This window comes from Spirosoma soli (assembly GCF_042684525.1).
Taxonomy (GTDB): domain Bacteria; phylum Bacteroidota; class Bacteroidia; order Cytophagales; family Spirosomataceae; genus Spirosoma; species Spirosoma soli.
The window spans coordinates 25585-47794 of sequence record NZ_JBHULN010000003.1 but is presented as its reverse complement, the minus strand read 5'-3'; the positions used below and the strand labels follow the sequence as shown (position 1 = coordinate 47794).

The 22210-nt window shown below is 48.1% G+C and carries 18 protein-coding genes; 11 read left to right on the top strand and 7 right to left on the bottom strand.

Annotation, left to right across the window (positions count from 1 at the left end; translation table 11 throughout):
- Positions 1-117 precede the first annotated feature (117 nt).
- Positions 118-1947 carry a molecular chaperone HtpG gene (gene htpG, locus ACFSUS_RS06270; protein ID WP_381520645.1) on the top strand — a complete coding sequence of 610 codons (1830 nt, stop codon included), beginning with the start codon at positions 118-120 and terminating at the stop codon, positions 1945-1947.
- 81 nt (positions 1948-2028) lie between these two features.
- On the opposite strand, the gene ACFSUS_RS06265 is transcribed toward htpG, so the two are convergent.
- Genes ACFSUS_RS06265 through ACFSUS_RS06255 form a run of 3 tightly spaced genes read right to left on the bottom strand, consistent with a single transcriptional unit; the run spans position 2029 to position 4365 of the window.
- Positions 2029-2667, bottom strand: coding sequence for a DUF4126 domain-containing protein (locus ACFSUS_RS06265; protein ID WP_381520642.1), 639 nt, complete (start codon positions 2665-2667; stop codon positions 2029-2031).
- The gene (locus ACFSUS_RS06260) at positions 2664-3515 is read right to left on the bottom strand and encodes a hypothetical protein (protein WP_381520640.1); all 852 of its coding nucleotides are present in this window, start codon (positions 3513-3515) and stop codon (positions 2664-2666) included. Before ACFSUS_RS06260 ends, ACFSUS_RS06265 begins: the two co-directional genes overlap by 4 nt.
- Before the next feature lie 31 nt (positions 3516-3546).
- Positions 3547-4365, bottom strand: coding sequence for a hypothetical protein (locus ACFSUS_RS06255; RefSeq protein WP_381520638.1), 819 nt, complete (start codon positions 4363-4365; stop codon positions 3547-3549).
- A gap of 377 nt (positions 4366-4742) precedes the next feature.
- Here ACFSUS_RS06255 and ACFSUS_RS06250 point away from each other — a divergent pair, with 377 nt between their 5' ends.
- The gene (locus ACFSUS_RS06250; protein WP_381520635.1) at positions 4743-6683 is read left to right on the top strand and encodes a VWD domain-containing protein; all 1941 of its coding nucleotides are present in this window, start codon (positions 4743-4745) and stop codon (positions 6681-6683) included.
- A gap of 29 nt (positions 6684-6712) precedes the next feature.
- The gene (locus ACFSUS_RS06245) at positions 6713-9112 is read left to right on the top strand and encodes an outer membrane protein assembly factor BamB family protein (protein WP_381520633.1); all 2400 of its coding nucleotides are present in this window, start codon (positions 6713-6715) and stop codon (positions 9110-9112) included.
- 128 nt (positions 9113-9240) lie between these two features.
- Here the strand turns inward: ACFSUS_RS06245 and ACFSUS_RS06240 are convergent, their stop codons facing one another.
- On the bottom strand, positions 9241-10737 hold the full coding sequence (locus ACFSUS_RS06240; RefSeq protein ID WP_381520630.1) for an ATP-dependent DNA helicase: 1497 nt from the start codon (positions 10735-10737) through the stop codon (positions 9241-9243).
- 166 nt (positions 10738-10903) lie between these two features.
- Here ACFSUS_RS06240 and ACFSUS_RS06235 point away from each other — a divergent pair, with 166 nt between their 5' ends.
- The 4 genes from ACFSUS_RS06235 to coaD all read left to right on the top strand — a co-directional run bounded on the left by ACFSUS_RS06235 (position 10904) and on the right by coaD (position 13447).
- Positions 10904-11341: a CBS domain-containing protein gene (locus tag ACFSUS_RS06235; RefSeq protein WP_381520626.1), complete on the top strand. Its 438-nt coding sequence runs from the start codon at positions 10904-10906 to the stop codon at positions 11339-11341.
- A 67-nt stretch (positions 11342-11408) separates the two neighbouring features.
- Positions 11409-11924: an NUDIX domain-containing protein gene (locus tag ACFSUS_RS06230; protein WP_381520624.1), complete on the top strand. Its 516-nt coding sequence runs from the start codon at positions 11409-11411 to the stop codon at positions 11922-11924.
- Between the two features lie 107 nt (positions 11925-12031).
- The gene (locus ACFSUS_RS06225; RefSeq protein WP_381520620.1) at positions 12032-12922 is read left to right on the top strand and encodes a DUF3822 family protein; all 891 of its coding nucleotides are present in this window, start codon (positions 12032-12034) and stop codon (positions 12920-12922) included.
- Between the two features lie 72 nt (positions 12923-12994).
- Positions 12995-13447, top strand: coding sequence for a pantetheine-phosphate adenylyltransferase (gene coaD / locus ACFSUS_RS06220; protein WP_381520618.1), 453 nt, complete (start codon positions 12995-12997; stop codon positions 13445-13447).
- Positions 13448-13491: 44 nt separating this feature from the next.
- Here the strand turns inward: coaD and ACFSUS_RS06215 are convergent, their stop codons facing one another.
- Entirely contained in the window at positions 13492-14193 is a 702-nt protein-coding gene (locus tag ACFSUS_RS06215) for an NUDIX hydrolase (protein WP_381520615.1), read from the bottom strand.
- 118 nt (positions 14194-14311) lie between these two features.
- On the opposite strand from ACFSUS_RS06215, the gene ACFSUS_RS06210 reads away from it, so the two are divergent.
- On the top strand, positions 14312-15601 hold the full coding sequence (locus ACFSUS_RS06210) for a hemolysin family protein (RefSeq protein WP_381520613.1): 1290 nt from the start codon (positions 14312-14314) through the stop codon (positions 15599-15601).
- A gap of 53 nt (positions 15602-15654) precedes the next feature.
- Positions 15655-15999: a hypothetical protein gene (locus tag ACFSUS_RS06205; protein ID WP_381520610.1), complete on the top strand. Its 345-nt coding sequence runs from the start codon at positions 15655-15657 to the stop codon at positions 15997-15999.
- A 4-nt stretch (positions 16000-16003) separates the two neighbouring features.
- On the opposite strand, the gene ACFSUS_RS06200 is transcribed toward ACFSUS_RS06205, so the two are convergent.
- Positions 16004-17764, bottom strand: a complete 1761-nt coding sequence (locus tag ACFSUS_RS06200) for an ABC transporter ATP-binding protein (RefSeq protein WP_381520607.1) — start codon at positions 17762-17764, stop codon at positions 16004-16006.
- 205 nt (positions 17765-17969) lie between these two features.
- Here ACFSUS_RS06200 and ACFSUS_RS06195 point away from each other — a divergent pair, with 205 nt between their 5' ends.
- Both ACFSUS_RS06195 and ACFSUS_RS06190 read left to right on the top strand, forming a co-directional pair.
- Complete coding sequence (locus tag ACFSUS_RS06195) at positions 17970-19223, top strand: DUF2264 domain-containing protein (protein WP_381521290.1); 1254 nt, start codon at positions 17970-17972, stop codon at positions 19221-19223.
- A gap of 76 nt (positions 19224-19299) precedes the next feature.
- Positions 19300-19758 carry a hypothetical protein gene (locus ACFSUS_RS06190; RefSeq protein WP_381520604.1) on the top strand — a complete coding sequence of 153 codons (459 nt, stop codon included), beginning with the start codon at positions 19300-19302 and terminating at the stop codon, positions 19756-19758.
- Positions 19759-20070: 312 nt separating this feature from the next.
- Here ACFSUS_RS06190 and metG read toward each other — a convergent pair whose 3' ends face one another.
- Complete coding sequence (metG, locus tag ACFSUS_RS06185; protein ID WP_381520601.1) at positions 20071-22122, bottom strand: methionine--tRNA ligase; 2052 nt, start codon at positions 22120-22122, stop codon at positions 20071-20073.
- Positions 22123-22210: the final 88 nt, after the last annotated feature.

The following is a 22210-nucleotide window of genomic DNA, read 5'->3' as shown; positions in this document are numbered from 1 at the left end:
GGTAAGTCTACAACCATAAATTCTGTCAATATGTCAGTCAAAACCCCGCTGGAACAAGATTTGTTGCCCGCCCGGTAGCAGTTTATAGGCAATTACTCCCTTACGCACTTATTACTTATGGAAGCCGTACAAAACGAAAAAGGCCAGATTTCAATCCATACTGAGAATATCTTCCCAATTATCAAGAAGTTTCTCTATTCTGACCACGAAATTTTCCTGCGCGAGCTAGTTTCTAATGCCGTTGATGCTACGCAAAAGTTACGTCAACTTTCGTCATTTGGTGAATTTGGCGGTGAACTCGGTGATCTGAAAGTGACCGTCGCACTCAACGAAGAAGCCAAAACTATTACCATCAGCGACAACGGCATCGGTATGACCGCCGATGAGATTAAGAAGTATATTAACCAGATTGCCTTCTCGGGAGCTACCGACTTTCTGGAAAAATATAAAGACAAAACTGACGACAAAGGCCAGATCATCGGCCACTTTGGATTAGGCTTTTACTCAGCGTTTATGGTGGCTGAGAAAGTTGAAATCGTTACGAGGTCGTATAGGGAGGGCGCTGAGTCAGCCCGTTGGATTTGCGATGGGTCGACCGAATTTGAATTAACGCCCGCCGAACGAACTGAGCGCGGAACCGATGTTATCCTACACATTGCTCAGGATTCGGAGGAGTTCCTGGATAAAGGGCGGTTACGGGGCATTCTCGACAAATACGCCCGCTTCTTACCCGTTCCGGTTGAGTTTGATGGGCAGACCGTCAATAATACAACACCGATCTGGACTAAAGCGCCGTCTGACCTGACCGACGAAGATTACAAGACATTCTACCGGGAGTTGTATCCCATGAGTGAAGAGCCGCTGTTCTGGATTCACCTGAACGTGGATTATCCGTTCAACCTCACGGGTATTCTGTACTTCCCACGGATCAAAAACGAACTGCGGTTTCAGCGCGAAAAGATTCAACTGTATAGTCGTCAGGTGTTCATTACCGATGAAGTGAAGGACGTAGTGCCTGACTTCCTGATGATGCTACATGGCGTGATTGACTCGCCCGACATTCCGCTCAACGTATCGCGGAGCTTCCTGCAAGCCGATGCGAACGTTAAAAAAATTAATGGTTATATCACCCGTAAAGTCGCGGACAAGCTCAACGACCTGTTCAACGCCGATCGCAAGGCCTTCGAAGAGAAGTTCGACGACATCGGGCTGTTCATTAAATACGGTATCCTGAGCGACGACAAGTTCTGGGAAAAAGCTAAAAACTTTGTGCTGCTCAAAAATACGGACGGCAGTTACGCGACGCTGGATGAGTATCGCGAGAAGATCCAGGCCAACCAGACGGATAAAAACGAAACGCTGGTGTTGCTGTATACTACGGATCGTAAGCAACAAGATGCTTACATTGAATCGGCGGTTCGACGTGGTTATGATGTGCTCTTGATGGATAACGTTATCGACCCGCACTTCATTAATGCCCTGGAGTACAAAATGGAGAAAGTCCATTTCGTACGCGTGGATGCCGACACACTTGATAAGCTAATCGATAAAGGGCTGAACAACGAAAGCGTTCTGTCGGAAGACGAGCGGACAAAGCTTAAAGACGTCTTTGAGCAGGTGCTGAATAACAAGTCGCTGACAGTTAGTATAGAAGCGCAACCCACCGACGAACTGCCCGTTACCATTACGCAACCTGAATTTATGCGCCGGATGAAGGATATGTCGGCTCTATCGGGTGAGCAGTCGTTCTACGGTAATCTCCCGGTCGGTTACAACGTAGTGGTGAACGCGAACCACCCACTCATCGGCAAAATCCTGGCCGAAACAGATGGCGAGGCCCAGAAAGCGTTAGTAAAACAGGTGTATGATCTAGCTCTACTGGCTCAGAACATGCTTACTGGCTCTGATCTGACGGCCTTCGTTCGTCGGACGGTAGCCAGCTTGTAACCTTCGGGTAACTCATAAAAAAAGGGACTGCTCGTGCAAGCAGTCCCTTTTTTTATGAAATAAGCTTGATTAGTTGGTGTCTCACGACCGGCCGTTGCTGCTGCGGGGAATCTGACTGATCGATCCACCCGCCTGCGGTTGCTTGCTGGGACGAGTAAACCAGATTTTTCGTCGGGCAACCAGCCGACCAATAATAAATAGTAAGACTATAGCGATTACGACAGCGGCTACCAGCGGAAGCAGCACCGTCAGCAGCGATAAGCCAAGCGACGCAATGTTTTCACCCGTAGCCACAGCGGGATTGGCCACGCCACCCGTAGTGGCTGTCGAGCCGAGACGTAACAGACTTGTTCCGGCCTGAACAATACCCGCTGAGCCCCCACCCAGCATCAGGCCAAGACCCCAGTGCAAAATAGGGTTATCGATATGCAGGAATGACGTACTGAGTAAGGTACCGGCAATGACCGACACCGGAGTGGCTAACGTATCGAGTAGGTTGTCGAGCCAGGGGATGTAGTAAGCGCCGATCTCGAAGACAGTTGCCACCGAGAGGCCAATGAGCGTCGGCCAGGCACTGAGCCACTCGAAATTGTTGACTGGACCGATGAGGCCCAGCTTAGTAGCTGCGCTGGCAATCAGCAGTGGCACGAATATCCGGAAGCCGCAACAAGCAGCCAGGCCGACGCCAACACAAGCACTAATAATCCATTCGATGGTCATTGCTTTTTATCCGTTTTATATGGACCTCTGATAACAACGATTGATTCCGTTGAAAGTTCAGCTTCCTCAGGCCACGAGTCAAATTCATACCGTTCTTCAGCAAAAAGGGCTTTGTATGAACCACCTGGGCGTACATAAGCTCTTATTGTAAAGCGGAAGCCATCGGACTGATGGTTGGGCATACCTACAAAAATAAGCCCTTTCCAGGTGCCATCGGCCTTCACAGGAACAGGATCCTGTACATAAAACTTTTGATCTTTCCCCAAGGGATGAACTACAATCCAAACTACGTCTGCATTCTTTACGCGGCCTTCTAGCTGAATTTTTTGAGAGGCCACCTGCCCAGTATGATGACTGAGAATAACCAACTCACTAGCTTGTGATTTCAGTTTTAATACCCAGTAGGCAGCTAGAACGCACATAATGACGACTAAAGTGGCCACACTGCCGATTAGAAACCACGGGCGTGGTTTACCCTTAAACTGGGCCACCGTTGCTGTTGGTTCGGTCCAATTGACATCAGGTTGTAGCGTGTAGCCCTGGGCGTATGAGCGGCAGGTGTTAAAGATCTTCCGACTCGGTATGTACTCATCGTTGGTGAAAAGTTGAGCAAAGGTGTTTAAGCTGGGAATGTGCAGGCGATTGTTCACCCGGTCGATTTGCCGTACCTCGAAGAACTCTTCCTCAAAAGAGTCTCTAAGTGGTTGGTAATTTACCCGGTTTGAATTGAATTCGATAGCGGGGTATTTGTCCCGATTGATCGTGTGGTATTGGGTATACCGGCGTTTGATGCCCTCCCGCACCACACTCATGTCGGTGGCGGTAATGGACTTGTCTGACGGCTCCATAAGGTTGGGCAACGAAGAGGTTAATGTCGGCTTAGTTACGTTTGGGGCCTCTGATTACTTCCACAATTTGCGAAGAAAGCTCTGCTTCAGGCCAGGAAGATAGCACCTCCCCTGAATGGAGTTCTTTGGTTGGATTAACAACCGCCTGTATTTGATATATAAGGCTGTCAGGTCCGTGGTTAGGACCTCCAACGTAGATGACACCTATCCAAGAACCGTTATCTTGTACTTTACTAGGTGGTTGAACATAGTACGTTGGACTTATTGTTGGGTGAACCACCATCCACACGATTTCGGCGTCGGTTACTTTACCTTCAATGATCAATTCCTGAGGGACGATACTCCAATGCGCAGGGCGTATGATGACTAAGCCACTAGCAACGGGCGCAAACACCCTCAGCCCGATGTACAGCAATACGCCAAGAATCAGTACACCCATAAGTCTGCCTGCCAATCGCCGGTTGACGAATTTAGCCTGTGCCGATTGTTGAGGTAGAACGGAAACCGGTACCTCAGGGCTGGCGACAAACTGCGTAGGTCCCTCTGCGTAGGACCGGCAAGTATTCAGGATTTTTTTCCCCGGCATATAGCTGTCGTTAGTGAACAGTAGCGCCAACGTGTTTATGCTGGGAATACTAATGGTGGAAGTCTCGCGGTCGTAGCCCCTTACGTTATAAAACTCTTCATCGAAGGAGTCCCGCAGGGGCTCGTAGTTAGCCCGGTTGGTGTTGTAATCAAATTCTGGATATCGGTCCTGATTGGTCAGATGGTACTGCCTATATTTTGCCTTGATACCCTCACGAAGGGAAATAATTTGATTATCGATAAGTGATTTTTCATGTGCTTCCATACTGACAAAAAAGCGGAAACTAATGGGAAGTGGACAGTAATGAACCGAAAGAAAAACGGAATGAAACGGGAAATTAAACGAAAGGCTGAAATGTGTCTAGTATTTGCATAAATATAATATTTGCCCAACGATAAAAGTGTGCTTATCTGTGAAAGTTAGCATACTATCAGACTGTAAAGCTTTCAGTTTCTATCCACACCATTTTCTGTATGAGTCAACTACTACGTTTTGAACTACGACCTTTTTTTTGGTCGCTTCTTATTAGTATATTACTTCTTGGGTGTAAAAAGGACAACGATACGCCACCATTAACAGCGCCTGTATTCGATGCAAGCACACTGCCAATTAGTGGCAGTCTTACTGCCACATCGGTATCTGTGACTAGTGTTATTAAGGATAATGGTGGTAGCGCGATTAGTCAGCGAGGGCATGTTTGGAGTAAAACAAATGCTCAACCTACTCTGTCTGATAACAAAACAGAACTCGGTGCGACTACCGGTCCTTTTCCGCTTTCGCTTACAGATCAACTTACAAATCTGGAAAATAATACCACGTATTATATTCGTCCTTACGCGATTAACTCTGTCGGAACGGCATATGGACCAGTGGTGCAAATAAAAACGGCAACGGTGCCTTTGCTACCTACTGCACCAACTGTGGGATTAGTACTTACTCGGGCGGCTTCGGTTAGTTGCACCAACATCATCGAAAATAATGGTGGCCCTATTATTCAGTGGGGCTTTGTCTGGAGCAAAACGGCAGAAACCCCAACGCCTACTCTTGCCAATAACAAACGTGAACTTGGAGCTGCTTTGGGTTCGGCTCCGTTATCACTATCGTCTATCCTGACCGATCTGACCCCAGGCACCGCCTACTCGGTGCGGGCTTTTGCCTCTAATGTTAACGGAGCTGCCTATAGTCCTGTCGCGTCTGTTCAGAGCGTGAACGAGTTGCCGAATGCAGTTGTCGATAAGCCGCAGGGACGTAGTACAGGTGACCCCCATTTTGCTACGTATGATAACGCTACTTATGCTTTCAGAGGTGCTGGTGAGTTTACTGTGACTAAATCGACTACGGATAAGTTTGAGGTACAGGCACGCCAGCAAGAACTAAAATCGTTGAGCAGCGATGGGTCAGTATCGTTCACTACTGGGTTGGCAATTAATACAGGTAACGACGTTGTGAGTATCTATCCACCGAATCAAATTTATGTAAACAAAACCCTAATAGGGATATCCAAAACAGATCAGGGTCTGTCGAACGGTGGACAACTAAACCGCTATGTTGACCCTTATACAGGTAGAAATACAGTTACGGTCAAAACTGGGCAGGGTGATAACGTACGAATTATCCTATACGATACGAGCATTGATTATTACGTTCGGCCAAGTGCTTCCCGGTCGGGTAAGCTAATCGGCTTAATGGGAAATTTCGATGGTAACAATAAAAACGACGTAGCACTACCAAATGGCACGGCCGTAGTTACCGACTATGCTAACCTGTACCCAGCCTACGCCAACGGCTGGCGGATCGATCCGGTGGCGTCGAATTTTGTTTATCTAAATGGACAAACCTCCGCGACCTTCACCGATAGTAGCTTCCCCAAAAAAGATGTCACCATTAGTAGCAGTCAGAGAAGTCAGGCGGAACAAGCCTGTCGAACTAAAGGTGTTACAGATCCAACTATACTGGAGGAATGCATTACAGATGTAGCCGTGACCGGAAATGCCGAATTGGCCACTCGTGCACTTGATGTACAGTCCAATGTTGGTTCCACCTCTACAATAAGCATTGGCAACTTTGCCGATTCTAACGTACCACTGGGAAAACTAAATAATGCAGCCATTGCAAATGGAGGGGTCGATCTAACTGCCCCCGCCAAAGCTGGTTCGGAGGTACCCATCAGTCGTCAGATTGATATGACGGGCGGCTTCGAGTGTTCCTTCGAATTTTCAGGCACAACAGAAAAGCGTGTTTATTTAAAGCTTAACAGCGACAACGGTTATACATACATAGGTTTGTTAAGCTCACAGCCAGCCTACGGTATAGCGCTCTGGGACTACGCCATGACGCCCTCAATTAACAAACGGGATAAATCCGTATTGGATAATCGGTTGCATACGCTTCGAACAGTAGTTAGACCTAGCGCGACGGGCATCCTAACGCAAATATATTTAGACAACGACCTGTATTACCAATGTCAGAATACGCAGTTTACATCTGGTTGGTTCACTCCTTACAAAAGCATCAGCATAGCTACCTATTCGGACGTTCCTAGTAATTGTCATATTCAGAACGTATCCTTCAAAACATTATAAGTACATAACTTCTCTACCCTCACCCACCTATGTTTAAACAATTACGCCCCGCTTTGCGAGTTTTTCTGTTGCCGCTTTTTGTCAGCGGATTGCTTGTGCAGTGTAAGAAGGCGGACGAGCCGGTTACGCCAGCTCCACCAACTACTAATCAAGAACCTATAAAGCCTGGTGTTAATGTAGGCTTAGGGGCTCAATTGCTCGAAAAAACGGAGTACGAAAAAATTGCTCTCTTGCCTGACCCTGTGGCAGGCGGACGGTTAGGGGCTAGTTCAAAAGACCCTAATTTGCCTCTCAGTTATGACCTGTCGGCCAGTATGCCGCCTGTGGGTATGCAGGGAATTCAGGGGTCATGTACGGCTTGGGCAGTGGCCTATGCCGCCCGAAGCTATTTTAACAGAGTGGCTAAAAATACGCCTTATAAAAATACCGATGGCACGTTAAATTCCGAAAGTATTTTTAGTCCGGCTTTCGTTTATAACCTGACCAATAATGGTGGTTGTTCATCAGGCTCTTATCTCAACAAAGTGCTTGATTTCGTGCAGAATACAGGCGTATGTACGCTAAAAGACATGCCCTATAGCGAAAAGGACTGCTCGACCCAACCCACCGCCGACCAGCGCCAGAAAGCGTCAGCTTATAAAATAAAAACCTGGGGGCGCATCAACATACAGACAAGTACATTTCGGCGGTATCTCTATTTCGATTACCCAATTATTATTGCTGCCCGGTTGGATGACAATTTTACACAATTACGGGAGAAAAACGCAACGGGTGAGTTCATCTGGAAAACCTATACAAGCTCCAGTCCAGCGGGTGGGCACGCTATGGTACTGGTTGGTTATGACGATACGCGAAAAGCCTTTAAGGTACAAAACTCATGGAGTGAACATTGGGCTAATAACGGCTACATCTGGCTGAGTTATGACATTGTCGAAAATGTAGTTTATGAAGCTTACGTGATGGCTGCTGGGGATAACCCAAACCTGAAACCACCTAAAGTTCAAACAGGCACGGCTGTAAAAGCCACAAACGGGCAAGTCGCTATAGCTGCCGCAATCACAGAATTAGGCGATGAGCCTATTTTGAAATACGGCATCTGTGCCTCAAATATTCGTGAGCTCCCTACTGCTCAATATGAAGTTTTGGATAGAACAATTACCGCGTTTCCCTACACGTTTACGGTTACCCCAGCGCTGACCGGAAGTCGGTTATATTACCGTGCTTTTGCACAAACGGCAACAACTATTGTTTACGGCGATACCGCCAGTATCACGCCGACTCAATCGGCAACACAAACGACAGGTGTTGGAAAAAATCTGCTGTTATTTTATGATTCAGAAGCTTATGCAATCAATGCTGATGATGGCTCATTGGCTTGGAAAACAACTAATCTGGCTACCTATGGGGCACCCACCTCAGGAGGTGGTGTAGTAGCTGGTAATCTTTTTGTAGTGGGCGGCTATCAGGCAAGGGCCATAAGTCTAATAGATGGGAAGGAGAAGTGGAGCGGGAAATACGTTTCAGGTGGGAATTCATTTTACTCCTACCCATTGAGTGTTAACAACGTCGTATTCAATCAGGCAGATCCTTATATCCAAGCACTTGATGCGACAACCGGAACACTGCTTTGGCAACTCGATGTCAGGGCTTTAGGTGAGAGAAACGTTACGCAGAATAGCTTAGTCATCAATAATAATTCACTCTATTTCTGTACAACATCATCAGATTTTAGTAATAAACTGTTTAGCGTTGACGTCTCCACAGGACGGCAGACCCAGTCGTTTCCGCTGAGTGTGGCAGGGTCACCTGGTAATCCGTTGGTAGTTAATAATTTTGTAAGCCTGCCAAACGCAGATTATACCTTGGACGGTGGCCTGCAGGGTTATTCGATATCGACTAAAAAGTTGTTATGGACAAGTTCAAGTGCAAGGGGAAACTATCCGACTCTGCTTAACGGGTTGATATACAACATCACACCTCTGTATAACGGTGGTAAGGGGACCACATATGCACTTGTTGCAGTTGATCAAAGCACAGGAAACCAAAAGTGGAAATATACTCCATCAGTAGGCCCTATACGGGCAGAATCTATGAGCGCCGACGGAAATACAATTGCAATAGTTGTCGATAAACCAAATGGAACGGGTTACCCTTCGGCCAGACTTCAGGTTTTAGACGCAACTACGGGCGGGTTGCGTTGGGAAATCGATCTGGAACTCCCTCCGGCTAGGTATCCTTTAGTCGTAGGGTCAAAAATTTACGTTCAGGCTGGTACAATTGCCAATTCTGCGGTTGCTGCTTACGATGTTAACACGAGTAAAAAAGTGTGGCAAAGTCCCGGTCTCGGGCCAGTTACAATAGGGCCTTTATGTTTCGTTACGGCTGAAGGCAAAATGTATTACATGCCTCAGTCAGGTATGCAACAATAAGAGACCAATCTATCTATATAGGCTCTAAAAGGACTTTAGCGAATGAACTCGCGGAAATATAGAATTTCTGTAATTTCATTCGCTAAAGTCCTTTTAGCTAGTCTTTAAAACAAAGCTTGGTTAACACTTCATCCAAAAAACTGCGGGTTAAAATTCATCAGAAAGGCTTCGTCGGTGGCTCGCGTTAAGGCGGTGTATAACCAACGCACGAATTCATCATTAACCTGACCCTCGCGCAGAAACCCCTGATCGACAAAAACGGCACTCCACTGGCCCCCCTGCGCTTTATGGCACGTTAAAGCATACGCAAACTTTACTTGCAGCGCATTCAGGTATGGATCGCGCCGGATGGCTTCAGCTCGCTCTTTCTTGCTTTTTATGTAAAAGTAATCCTTCATTACGCTCTCATACAGCGCCTTGTACTGATCCGACGTTAGCGACGGCACGGGCGAATGAAGCGTATCGAGCATGATTTTCGCATCGAAGTCGGGCTGCTCCTCATAATCTACTAAACGTAGCGTAACCGTAGCAAACCGAAACCCGTGCATCTCTTCCTTATTGCGAATCTTGAGCACTTCGGCAAATTCGCCATTGGCCAGGAATCCGGCCGGTGAGTCTTCGTCCAGGGTTGTATAGTTGTTGCGGGCAATCATCAGCATATCGCCTGCGTCGAGTTCTTCTTCGCACTGGTCAATCATGCGCCGAACAAACTGGTTATACTGCACGGCGGTTTTATTCGACCGACACAGAATGACCGTGTTCTCACGACCGTATTTGTTGTAGGCGTACTGGATGCCATCTTCGAGCTTGTTGAGTGGCATTTTATAAATATCACCAAACGAGCGTACGTTTAGCTTAATTTCGGGAGCCTCGGTCGGCGAAGAACTGGGCTTATCGCTCAGCAGCGCATCGAAGCCAACCGCTTTAGGACCGTCGCCAGGATTGGATTCGTTCAGCAGCATCCGCAGGCCGGTTGCATTGTAAAGGATACCCGATTCTTCGTCCTGACGCATAACTTCGGTCAGCTCCTGTTCGTAGACCTTCATATCAAATGCGCTGGCCAGAAAACCGCGATCGAGCGCCGGGCTTAGCTCCCGACCCACGGGGGGCAACTGAGCCGTATCGCCTACAAGCAGAAGTTTGTTGCCCGCGTTCTCGAAAACGTATTCAATCAGATCAGTTAGCAAACCTTTACCGCCAAAGTCAGCCTCATCCGAAATCATCGAGGCTTCATCAACGATAAAGAGCGTGTCTTCGTGGTAGTTCTTCTGCCGTTGAAACGCCAATGTGCCCGAGCCCGGATCGGCTACCTGGCGATATATTTTGCGATGGATTGTCTGCGCTGGTTTCTTGGCATAATTAGACATCACCTTAGCCGCCCGGCCGGTTGGGGCCAATAACACCGATTTATAACCAAAGCGAGGTAATACTTTTATAAGTGTTCCAACTAATGTGGTTTTACCGGTACCGGCGTAGCCACGGAGCAGAAAGCAATCGCGGTAATGTTCAAAATCTTCGTGGGTGATGAACGCTCCGATCTGCTCGAAAAATTGCTCCTGACCGGGTGTAGGTTTATAAGGGAAGCGTTTGGCCAATAAATGCGCGGCCGTTTGGGTTTCGTTCATGCTTCTAAGATACAAAAAAGCAGGCAAAGGGACAAGTAAAACAAACCGAAGAAAAAGGAAGAACAAGCTAATCATTAAAGTCGAATAATTTGATTTTTCTGTAAGCCAACGTAAGTATATCTTCCTTTTTTTCTTACTTTCAAGCTTCACTAAATCCTATAACCTCATGAAAATTCGCCAGATATTACAAGGTAAAAGCATTAATGCCCTCTATACCGTCTCCTCCGATGAAACCGTTCTGGACGCGCTCAAGCTCATGGCGGATAAAAACATTGGAGCTGTATTAGTCGTAGACGATGGTCAACTGACAGGTATTTTCTCCGAGCGTGACTACGCCCGTAAAATCGTGCTGAAAGGGCGACATTCTGATGATACACCCGTTGCTGATGTTATGACTGCAAACGTGATTACCATCAAGCCCGAGCAAAGCCTGGAGGAATGCATGATCATCATGTCAGATAGACACATCCGTCACTTGCCCGTTATGGACGAAGGCGAGCTGATAGGTATCATCTCAATCAACGACGTAGTGACATCTATCATACGTGATCAGAAAACCCGAATTGATTCGCTGGAGAGTTACATTTCGGGGAGCCCTTATTGATGTATAGACGCTAAGTATCTCTCATAATTCGTAAATCTCGTACCTTTGTGTCCCAAATTAAAGGCGTGTGACACAGGTATTGGAAAAGCCCGGGGTTGATTCATCCCGTCAGGAGGTGCTAAAATTATACGGAAACCGGCTACGACTGCGCGTGTGTGGCCTTTATCGGGAAGGAGACCGCCTGCTCATGGTTCGGCATCGGGGTATCGGCATCACCGATACGTTCTGGTGTCCGCCGGGTGGAGGAGCCCAGTTTGGCGAGACTGCTCCCGACGCATTGGTTCGTGAATTTTCGGAGGAAACCGGCCTGGAGGTCAAGATCGGTGACCTGCTGTTCGTAAACGAATTTATGCAGCCCCCTTTGCACGCTATGGAATTGTTTTTCGAGGTGCAGGCAACGGGCGGAACACTTCGGCTGGGAAGCGATCCCGAAATGGGACTCGATGAGCAGATTATCGAAGACGTTCAGTTAATGAGCTTCGACGAAATCAAGAGTTACCCGCCCGAAGAAGTACATACCTTGTTTCAGCACTGTAATTCGCTCGATGACGTTTTCCAGCTCCGGGGTTATCTGCATCCATAACCTTTTGCTGGTTTTGTCAGTATTTAATGGGTAGGAGCATAGATTGCCTGTTTTTTTTGTATGTTTATCTTCCTACTTATTTTAATAACATTAGTTGCTCTGAATCTGTGCAAATCACTGTGACCCTCGCGCCAACTGTAACTATCCGTTCTGATTCGTTTGACGTAACGGATACTACCAAGTCCGTATTATGTCTGGAAGTTGGCCGTGATCGGTTTCGATTTTTAGTCCAGGACTCCCGTCGCCGGGGTAGCTACCTGGAAGATTATACATTCCCGTCTCTGTTGACGGATCGACCATTGATTAGCGTCTTGCCGGAGGTATTTCGTGAGCATTCTGTGTTGTCGGCTGGGCCATGGCAGGAGATTCGTGTCAGCGTTAACTCACCGTCGTTTACGCTCGTTCCGAAACCGCTTTTCCGAAAAGAATACGCTGGTAGCTACTTGGCGCTTATGCGCGGAAGTGCATTACCTCCTCACGAGTTTGCGCAGGCATATACGCACGAAGCCGAAGGGTTTCTGTCCGTGTTCAATCTGGAACATCCACTAGCCGACTATTTCTCGGAGGTTTACCCGCTCCAACCGCTTACATACGTTCATCAAACTGGGGCACTCATTGCGGCCACCGCCGATCTGAATCGGCACATACTGACGCCCCATAATGTGTATCTCTACTTTGAAGATGAATTTATAACCGTCATCTACCGACGGGAACATCAATTGCGCTATTGTAATCGCTTTGGGTACAAGAATGTACAAGATCTGGCCTATTATATTTTGTATGTACTGGACGAGCAAAAGGTAACGCCTGAAGCTGCTAACGTAGTGCTCTACGGAGAGATTACGCCTTTTGCCGAGCGCTACACTGAACTTAGCCGATTTCTGCCCCATTTAACATTCGGTCACTTCCCCCAAGGATTGGTACTAGCCGACGAGTTCGATGAGTTACCGGAACACCGGTATCTAAGCTTATACGGACTTGGTTTAATGAGCGAATAAACGAGTTGGTTACGGAGCGGATTGGTTTTCGGCGTTACTTTACACTCCAACCAATTCGCCCAATTGCCCGTTATGAAGCGCATCGCTCTATTCCCCGGTTCGTTTGATCCGTTTACCAAAGGCCACGAAGATATTGTGTTACGTGGTTTAAACCTGTTCGACGAAATCGTTATCGGTATCGGACGAAACGCCCGCAAGGAACGCTATTTTCCGCTGGAGCAGATAATGCGGCTCATTGAGGAAGCCTTCAAAACGCAGCCTAACGTACGGGTAGTCAGCTATGACGACCTAACGGCTAATGTTGCGCGCAACGTGGGGGCCAGGTTCTTACTCCGTGGGCTGCGTAACACGACCGACTTCGAATACGAGAATGGTATTTCGCAGGTTAACCGGTACGTAAACGAAGATATCGAAACGGTGTTTCTGATTACCTCCCCCCACTTAGCACCCATCAGCTCAAGCATAATTCGCGATCTGCATCGCTACGGGCAGCACGTTGATGAGTTTCTGCCCTATAAGCTGTGAGTGCCTAGCGTTGTAAGTAATTTAAACGCCAGGCACATTGCTGGCTACTTACTTACGAGTTTGTTAACTTCTTCGATTACGTACCGTATAGAACTAAACGAATTGGTAAGTGCCAGTTGTGTCTCGCGACGGTCGAGCCAGGCGAGCTTTTCAATATCCTCATCTTCTTGTGGAGCCATACGGCTATCGTCGACTACACCCATGCGGTACCATTTGGTACGTTTGAGGATGCGGTTGCCATTGAGCGCGTAGGTATGCCAGGTTGTACAGATGCGTTCGCCTACTGATACGCGCACTCCTGTTTCTTCCTCTACTTCGCGAGCGGCACCCTGTCTGGACGATTCACCGTCGTCTAACTTACCTTTTGGCAAATCCCAGACGCCCCGCCGAAACATTAGCAACAGTTTGTTGCCCTTAAACACGACACCACCGGCTGCCTTAACGATTTTGAACGGTTTTTTTATTGCCGTTTCGCAATCACTCTTATTGAGGCAGCCCAAGGTTACGGACAAAAGCCGATGGGCATCCGCCTTCTGAAGCAGGAGAAGAAGTTTTTCAATGGTTGCGGGCGTGGCGTTTAACACAAACAGATGCCCGTGCAACATATCTTCTTTTAAGGCTTCCAGACGGGCATCGACAATCTGGTCGTAATCTTTAAACGTCTTCGGGTCTGACGTGCTGGTTAATTGAACAGCGGCTTTGGGGCCAACGAGCCGGATAGGGCGGTCGTTAATAAAAACAATCATCGGGGGCAATGGGAGTTCGAGTTGTAAAAGTAGCAAAACCAGCGCTCTGTCGCACATTTGAACCCATTACATACAGATTGAGTTTAGTATTTTTGCAACGAGCCAACTTTCTCCCTTTGTGGAACTTCTTATAATTCTTTTATTAACGATTCTGAACGGGGTGTTTTCCATGTCAGAAATCGCCTTAGTCTCATCCCGTAAATCCAAGTTAGAAGCCGCTGCTAAGAGTGGAGATCGTCAGGCGCAGACCGCACTGGATTTATTCAATTCGCCAAACCGGTTCCTGTCAACAGTTCAGATTGGTATTACCCTAATTGGTATTCTGTTAGGTATTTTCTCGGGCGACAAATTGACCACTGATTTTCAGAATGCCGTCGCTCAAGTTGAGATACTACGTCCTTACGCGCATTCGATTGCAGTCGTGTTGGTCTTGTTGTTACTTACCTATATGTCTCTTGTTTTTGGAGAACTTGTGCCTAAGCGTATTGGTCTTTCGAATCCGGAAGGTATAGCTAAAACCGTGGCCAGGCCCATGATTGTGTTGTCGCGGCTGACCTCTCCGTTTATTGCGCTGCTGACGATATCGAGTGATTTGTTACTTAAATTGTTGAGGATTCGGCCAAATGAAAGCGCCGTAACCGAAGAAGAAATTAAAAGTCTGATCCAGGAGGGAACATCGGGCGGTGCCATTGAAGAAATTGAGCAAGAGATTGTTCAGAATGTATTTCAACTGGGCGATCGTAAGATTACGTCGCTTATGACCAACCGGCAGGAGATCGTTTACCTTGATCTCGAAGATGAGCCAAGTGAGAATAAGGCCAAGATTCTGGAATACAAACACTCGGTTTATCCGCTATGTAATGGGGGAGTAGATGACGTTGTAGGCTTAATTTATACAAAGGATTTTCTGGGCAAAGACCTCGACACGGAGCTGCTTCGGCTAAACGACATCAAGCGAGATGCGTTGTTTGTGCCAGAAAATAATCGTGCTTACCAGGTGCTAGAGCGATTTCGCGAACGTCGGCAGTACGTCGGTGTGATTGTTGACGAGTATGGAGGGGTATTAGGCGTTGTTACGCTGAATGACATCCTGGACGTACTCGTTGGCGACATTAACGACGATGTTTATCCGGATTATGAAATTCGAGAGCGTGAAGATGGTAGCTTTCTTATTGATGCTCAGCTTCCATTCGAAGATTTTCTGTCGCATTTTGAGATAAATATTTCGGCCCAGAACCGGCGCGACCTCACCGGGTTTGACACATTGGGCGGCTTTGCTTTACACATTCTGAAAAACATACCCGAAACAGGAGAAACCTTTGTTTGGCAAGCGTATCATTTCGAGATTGTGGACATGGATAAGAGCCGGATCGACAAAATTCTGGTACGAAAATTAGGCGAAGAATAGCCCTTTTTAAAACAGCAGGGCCGTTGCGTAAGTTATTGAGACGAACCAACTCAATGATGACCATGCGCTATTTCAATCCGGATTCCAGCGAGTTGACCGGCGGTAACCTAAGCCGTCAATCTGTCGGCGCCGTTCCGTCTGTGATGGATAACGACCCAAACGCCGATGAGCAAATCATCAATCAGCAAGCGGGCGAACAATACCCTAAAGACGTTGAAGAACCAGCGGCTGGCGGCAAAATTACCCCCGACAATCTGGCCGACTCCATCGCTTACGCTATTGACGGTAGCGGCCCTGGGCCAACGAACGATACCACAGATGTTGGTGGCCATAAAATCATCACAGAGGGTATTACCGGCGCTGGCTTAGATGATGAAGAACAAGCACTCAGAAGTTAGCGACCTACACTACTTCTTTGTATTGCATGCGGTAGAGGTTGGCGTAGAAACCTTCGCGCTGTAGTAGTTCTTCGTGGTTACCCTGTTCAACAATGCGCCCTTTGTCAACCACAATAATCTTATCCGCTTTCTGAATTGTAGATAGTCGGTGCGCAATCACGATCGCGGTTCGGCCTTTCATTAGTTTACTGATCGCATTCTGAATCATCTCTTCGGTTTCGGTATCAACTGAGGAGGTTGCCTCATCGAGCACAATGATTTTAGGGTCTTGTACCATGGCCCGCACGAACGAAATCAGCTGACGTTGTCCCACCGATAGTGTCGAGCCTCGTTCCATAACGTTGTACTCGTAGCCACCCGGCAAGCGCTCTATAAACTCGTGGACGCCAACAAGTTTAGCCGCTTCCACAATTTTCCCGCGAGTAATGCGCTTGTCGCCAAGAGTAATGTTGTTTTCGATTGTGTCAGAAAATAAAAAGACGTCTTGCAGAACAACACCTATGTTTCGGCGTAAATGGCCCAGTTCGTACTCATGAACGTCAACGCCATCTACCATAATCTCGCCTTTATTGATGTCGTAGAACCGGCTCAACAGATTGATAATTGACGATTTTCCGGCGCCGGTGGCCCCCACAAAGGCGATCGTTTCGCCAGCGTTGACCCGGAATGAAATATCGCGTAAGACATAATCTTCGTTATTGTAAGCAAACCAGACGTGGTCGAATGCTACCTCGCCACGTAGCGTAGCGGGGGCATACGTACCGTTGTTGCTGGTAAACTCGTCGCTGTCCAGTAGCTTAATGATCCGGTCGGTGCTGACAATACCCATCTGAAGCGTATTGAACCGGTCGGCCAGCATCCGGATGGGCCGAAAAAACAGGTTAATGAACATTACAAAGGCCGTGACCGTCCCGAAGGTAATATCAGAGTTAATAATCTGTTTGGCACCGTACCAAACGACTAAGCCAACGGCAACAGCGGAAATAATATCGGCAACTGGATAATACACCGAGTAATACCAGATGGATCGGATGTTAGCCTGCCGGTGTTCATCGTTAATAACCCTGAATTTCTCCGCTTCAATTTTCTCACTACCAAAAATCTGAACAATGTTCATCCCGGTGATGTGCTCCTGCACAAACGAGTTCAGGTTAGCCACCGCCGTCCGCACTTCGTTGAACGATTTCTTGATTTTTTCTTTGAAGACGTATGTGCTGAACAGCATCAGCGGAATCGTCGACAGACTGATGGCCGCCAGCCGCCAATCGGTGTAAAACATTACGCCGATGATCAACACCAACTGCAGAATGTCGCCAGCAATGGCCGCCATGCCTTCGCTAAACACGTCGGCCAGTGTTTCAACGTCGGAAATCGACCGGGTCACCAATCGGCCAATGGGTGTATTATCAAAGAATTTCAGGCGTAAGTGTAAGATCTTGTGATAGAGCTGCACCCGGATGTCACGGATGACATACTGCCCTAGCCAACCCGATAAATATGTATTCAGGAATTGAATAACTGCTTGGGCAACCAGCACACCAATCATTAACGCCAGCATGATTGTCAGCCGTTGATAATCGCCGGTAGCAATAACATTGTCAATGGTGTAGCGAATCAGTAGAGGTGCCAGCGGAGCCAGGCAAGCCGCCAACATAATAATGAGAATAAGTAAATAAAACCGTGTCTGATACGGCTTAACAAAGGTATATAGTCGGCGTAAGATGGCCAGATCGAAGATTCGGCCGCTTTTTTGTTCTTCGTTCACAGGAAAGCAAAGATGGCGAGTTTAGGGAGTAACAGCATTTTAGGGGCGAACGTTTCCACTCGGGTTCATCATTCAGACGATTATTGGGTTGGTCCGTGCGTGCAATACTGTTCTTTACGGTTGAGTCAGTAGATAATCAGTAAAACAGCTCAACATTCGCTTTACTACGTACTTGCCCGGCTTCATAGCCGCTTGTATGAAGAATATGAAACGGAGAACGTTTACCCGATTGGCAGCAGCATGGCCAATCAGTTTTGGGGCCACGCAGAGCCAGTTGAGCGATACTAACGTAAAGTTGTCGGCTACCAGCCTTGGCGCTAACGATCGAACCTACTGGTTAGACACGTTGCTGAAAGTTGTCGACCCAGTGCTCACGGCCTTATCGCAGAACCGCCTGAGAGCGACGATGCCCGTCGAGTCGGCACCAGGGCAGGAGGAGGGACGTAAAGCTGTGTCCCACCTCGAAGCCCTCGGACGAACGGTAGCTGGACTCGCTCCCTGGCTTGAACTGGACGCCGATGACTCGCCGGAAGGTAAGTTACGGCAACGGTATCTAGACATGACTCGGAAATCCATTGCGAATGGAGTTGATCCAAAAGCGCCGGATTATCTGAATTTTACGAAAAATGGACAGCCCTTGGTCGACGCGGCTTTTTTGGCCCACGGGCTGTTACGCGCTCCTAAGCTATGGAATGGCTTACAACCCACCGAGCAGGCTAATTTGGTAAAGGCGTTGCAATCGACTCGAGTCATTAAGCCAGGCTACAACAACTGGTTATTGTTCAGTGCTATAGTCGAAGCGGCCTTGTTAAAATTCACCGGCTCCGGCGACGAACTCCGTATGGACTACGCCATTAAACAACACCTGAACTGGTATAAAGGCGACGGGGCTTATGGCGATGGGCCCGATTTTCACTGGGATAATTACAACAGCTACGTTATTCAGCCCATGTTGCTGGATGTAGTTAAAACGCTGATGGACGCCGGAAAAGCCGATAAAAGTTTGTACCAAACCCTGCTAACCCGCGCTCAGCGCTATGCTCAGATACAGGAGCGGCTCATTAATCCGGATGGCTCATTTGCTGCCTTCGGGCGGTCGCTGGCCTACCGATGTGGGGCGTTTCAGTTGCTCTCGCAGATGGTCTTGCAAAACAGTCTGCCGCCGGAGCTACCGCCTGGTCAGGTACGGGCGGCTTTAACGGCGGTTATTCACAAGACGATGGACGCACCGGGGACTTTTGATAAAAATGGCTGGTTACAGATTGGTTTGTGTGGTCACCAGCCTGCTATTGGCGAAACGTATATCTCAACAGGGAGTCTGTATTTGTGTTCCGTAGCCTTTCTGCCGCTGGGTTTACCCGCGTCTGATTCGTTCTGGTCGTCATCGTCGGCAGACTGGACATCGAAGAAAATCTGGTCGGGGCAGGACGTAAAGACTGACCATGCTATAAAAATGTAGGCCTACCCAACTAAAAGAGTTGATTGGTATAACTTTAAGGAAGTCAGATGAGTTTACCAGCTTTACCGATGAATATATGAAAAAGCTACTTTATATCTTCTTGGTCACGCTGGGTGGCTGCTCCCCTAAGACAAGCGCCGTATTAACAACCCAACCCAATCGAATCCTATATGCCAGTACGGATATTAATCAGGCGACGGATGATTCGGTGGCCCGAATAAAACCAGGTGGTTTTATACTGGGCAAAAACATAAAGGTCACCCTACGTACCGGTGAGCGCAGAATAATTCCTAGAAAAGACATCTGGGGGTACTCAGACGAAAAGGGGAAGGTCTGGCGCTGCTTTAAAAAAACGTTCTATCAGGTTGTCCAGATCGGTGATGTGGTAGAATATGAGGTAATCGAGCTCCGTAATACAGGGAATAATCTATACGTGAACGAACCCGTACGATTGTACAGTAAAACGCTGGATAGCAAAATTGTTGGCAGTCGTAAACGAGCTTTACGGGCGGAGGATGAACAAAAGGCAGAGTGATACTAAACGGGGCCACCTACCCACTCCTCTTCGTGGTAAAAATTATAGCTACTGTTTAACTTTTTTGCCACTCTTGATAATTAAGTCAACTTTACCCGATTCACAATCTTTTTGGAACTGCGCCTGCAATTGCTTTTCAAGAACCAGGCAAGATCTTATTTCGAAGTAAGTTGTTTCTTTACCGTTTCCATAACAACCGCTGTTTTTGGTAAAAGTACCTGTAAAGCCAGCAACAAGCAACCGAGCCGGGGAGGTTCAAAAAAAGCCGAAAACAACAGCCTCCGGCTTTTTGAGTTCACTTACTCCTGATGTTTACGAGACTGTTCCGCCATTCCAGACGGCATCACCCGGCGCGATGAGCGACAGCTTACCATCGCGGTCTTCGGCCATCAGAATCATACCCTGCGATTCCAGCCCCATCATTTTACGGGGCGCTAAATTGGCCAGAAACGTCACCTGTTTGCCAATGACTTCCTCAGGGGCAAAGTGTTTGGCAATGCCGCTCAGAATTTGCCGACCGCCCAGGCCATCGTCTACTTTCAACTTTAATAATTTATCACTTTTTGGAACCCGTTCGGCTTCGGTAATCGTGCCGATACGAATATCCATCTTGGCGAAATCGTCGTAAGTAATTTCGTTACGTAAAGCTGGTACGGTCTTGGTTTCTAACTCATTCATGCGTTTGGCATTCAGTAATTTCTGAATCTGTTTGTTGATTTCGTCGTCTTCGATTTTAGCGAATAATAGCTCGCCCTGTGCCAGTTCGTGGCCTTCAACCAATAAATCGGCGCGACCTGCATTCTGCCAATCGAGCCGATCTTTTATCGTTAGTTGATCACAAAGCTTTTGGGCCGTGAAGGGTAGGAACGGCTCGCACACAATCGCTAAGTTCGCCGTGATTTGCAGGGCGATGTTCATGATTGTATTAACGCGCAGTGGGTCGGTTTTGACCGTTTTCCAAGGTTCGGTTTCGGCCAGGTATTTATTACCGAGCCGGGCCATATCCATTACGTAGCTCAGGGCTTCCCGGAATCGGTATTGCCCGATGGCCTGACCGATGCGATCGGGTAACTCCGCCAACTCATCCAGCACCTGCAAATCATAGTCCGAGAGATCGCCCCGGACGGGAACCTTACCGTCGCAGAATTTATGGGTCAGCACCACCGCCCGGTTAACGAAGTTGCCGAAAATGCCGACTAGCTCAGCGTTGTTGCGCGTCTGGAAATCTTTCCACGTAAACTCGCTATCCTTCGTCTCCGGAGCATTAGCAGCCAAGACGTAACGTAATACGTCCTGTTTTCCCGGTAGCTCTTCCAGGTACTCATGCAGCCAGACAGCCCAGTTTCTGGAGGTGCTGATTTTGTCGCCTTCGAGGTTCATGAACTCGTTGGCGGGCACATTGTCGGCCAGGATATAGCTTCCTTCGGCCATCAGCATTGCGGGGAAGATGATGCAGTGGAAGACAATGTTGTCCTTACCAATGAAGTGTACCAGCTTGGTGTGCTCGTCGCGCCAGTACAATTCCCAGTCGCGGCCCTGCTGCTCCGCCCACTCCTTAGTCATGGAGATATAGCCGATAGGTGCGTCGAACCAGACATAAAGTACTTTACCTTCCGCATCGGGCAGCGGTACCTTAATGCCCCAATCAAGGTCCCGGGTCATGGCGCGGGGCTTCAATCCTTCTTTCAGCCACGACTGACATTGGCCGAACACGTTCGTTTTCCACTCGGTGTGGCTATTGACGTATTCTTCAATGCGCGGCTGCATGCGGTCGAGGGGCAAAAACCAGTTTTTGGTCGAGCGCATCACCGGTTTCGAACCCGACAGGGTAGAGTGGGGTTCAATCAACTCGGTAGGACTCAAAGCCGTGCCGCAGCGCTCGCATTGATCACCATAAGCGTTAGGGTTCCCACAAACGGGGCACGTACCCACGATGTAGCGGTCGGCCAGAAACTGTCCGGCTACTTCATCATAATACTGCTCGGTAACCTCTTCATCGAAGTTGCCGCTGTTATAGAGGTTGAGGAAGATCTCCTGCGAGGTTTCGTGGTGAATCTGGTTAGATGTCCGCGAATAGATATCGAACGAAATGCCAAAATCTTCGAAGGCTTTCTTAATCTGGACGTAATACTTATCGACAACCTCCTGTGGGGTAACCCCCTCTTTCTTAGCCTTAATGGTGATGGGTACACCATGCTCATCGGTGCCGCTGATGAAAGCGACATCTTTACCGGTCGAGCGGAGGTAGCGCACGTAAATGTCGGCGGGCAGGTAGCATCCGGCAATGTGGCCGATATGAATCGGCCCGTTAGCGTAGATGAGGGCCGCTGTAACGGTATAGCGTTGGGGATTTTCTAAAGACATAAAGTCGGTTTTCAGCTTTCGGTTTTGGGTGTACGGTTCAGCAGGCAACAGGAAGCTGGCTGAAATCGTACCCTAAGACCTTATTTGG

Excerpts from the sequence above, each read along its gene's own strand:
- htpG (WP_381520645.1), top strand. The coding sequence starts at position 118 with ATGGAAGCCGTACAAAACGAAAAAGGCCAGATTTCAATCCATACTGAG.
- ACFSUS_RS06265 (WP_381520642.1), bottom strand. The coding sequence starts at position 2,667 with ATGACCATCGAATGGATTATTAGTGCTTGTGTTGGCGTCGGCCTGGCT.
- ACFSUS_RS06260 (WP_381520640.1), bottom strand. The coding sequence starts at position 3,515 with ATGGAGCCGTCAGACAAGTCCATTACCGCCACCGACATGAGTGTGGTG.
- ACFSUS_RS06255 (WP_381520638.1), bottom strand. The coding sequence starts at position 4,365 with ATGGAAGCACATGAAAAATCACTTATCGATAATCAAATTATTTCCCTT.
- ACFSUS_RS06245 (WP_381520633.1), top strand. The coding sequence starts at position 6,713 with ATGTTTAAACAATTACGCCCCGCTTTGCGAGTTTTTCTGTTGCCGCTT.
- ACFSUS_RS06240 (WP_381520630.1), bottom strand. The coding sequence starts at position 10,737 with ATGAACGAAACCCAAACGGCCGCGCATTTATTGGCCAAACGCTTCCCT.
- ACFSUS_RS06235 (WP_381520626.1), top strand. The coding sequence starts at position 10,904 with ATGAAAATTCGCCAGATATTACAAGGTAAAAGCATTAATGCCCTCTAT.
- coaD (WP_381520618.1), top strand. The coding sequence starts at position 12,995 with ATGAAGCGCATCGCTCTATTCCCCGGTTCGTTTGATCCGTTTACCAAA.
- ACFSUS_RS06215 (WP_381520615.1), bottom strand. The coding sequence starts at position 14,193 with ATGATTGTTTTTATTAACGACCGCCCTATCCGGCTCGTTGGCCCCAAA.
- ACFSUS_RS06205 (WP_381520610.1), top strand. The coding sequence starts at position 15,655 with ATGATGACCATGCGCTATTTCAATCCGGATTCCAGCGAGTTGACCGGC.
- ACFSUS_RS06195 (WP_381521290.1), top strand. The coding sequence starts at position 17,970 with ATGAAACGGAGAACGTTTACCCGATTGGCAGCAGCATGGCCAATCAGT.
- ACFSUS_RS06190 (WP_381520604.1), top strand. The coding sequence starts at position 19,300 with ATGAAAAAGCTACTTTATATCTTCTTGGTCACGCTGGGTGGCTGCTCC.
- metG (WP_381520601.1), bottom strand. The coding sequence starts at position 22,122 with ATGTCTTTAGAAAATCCCCAACGCTATACCGTTACAGCGGCCCTCATC.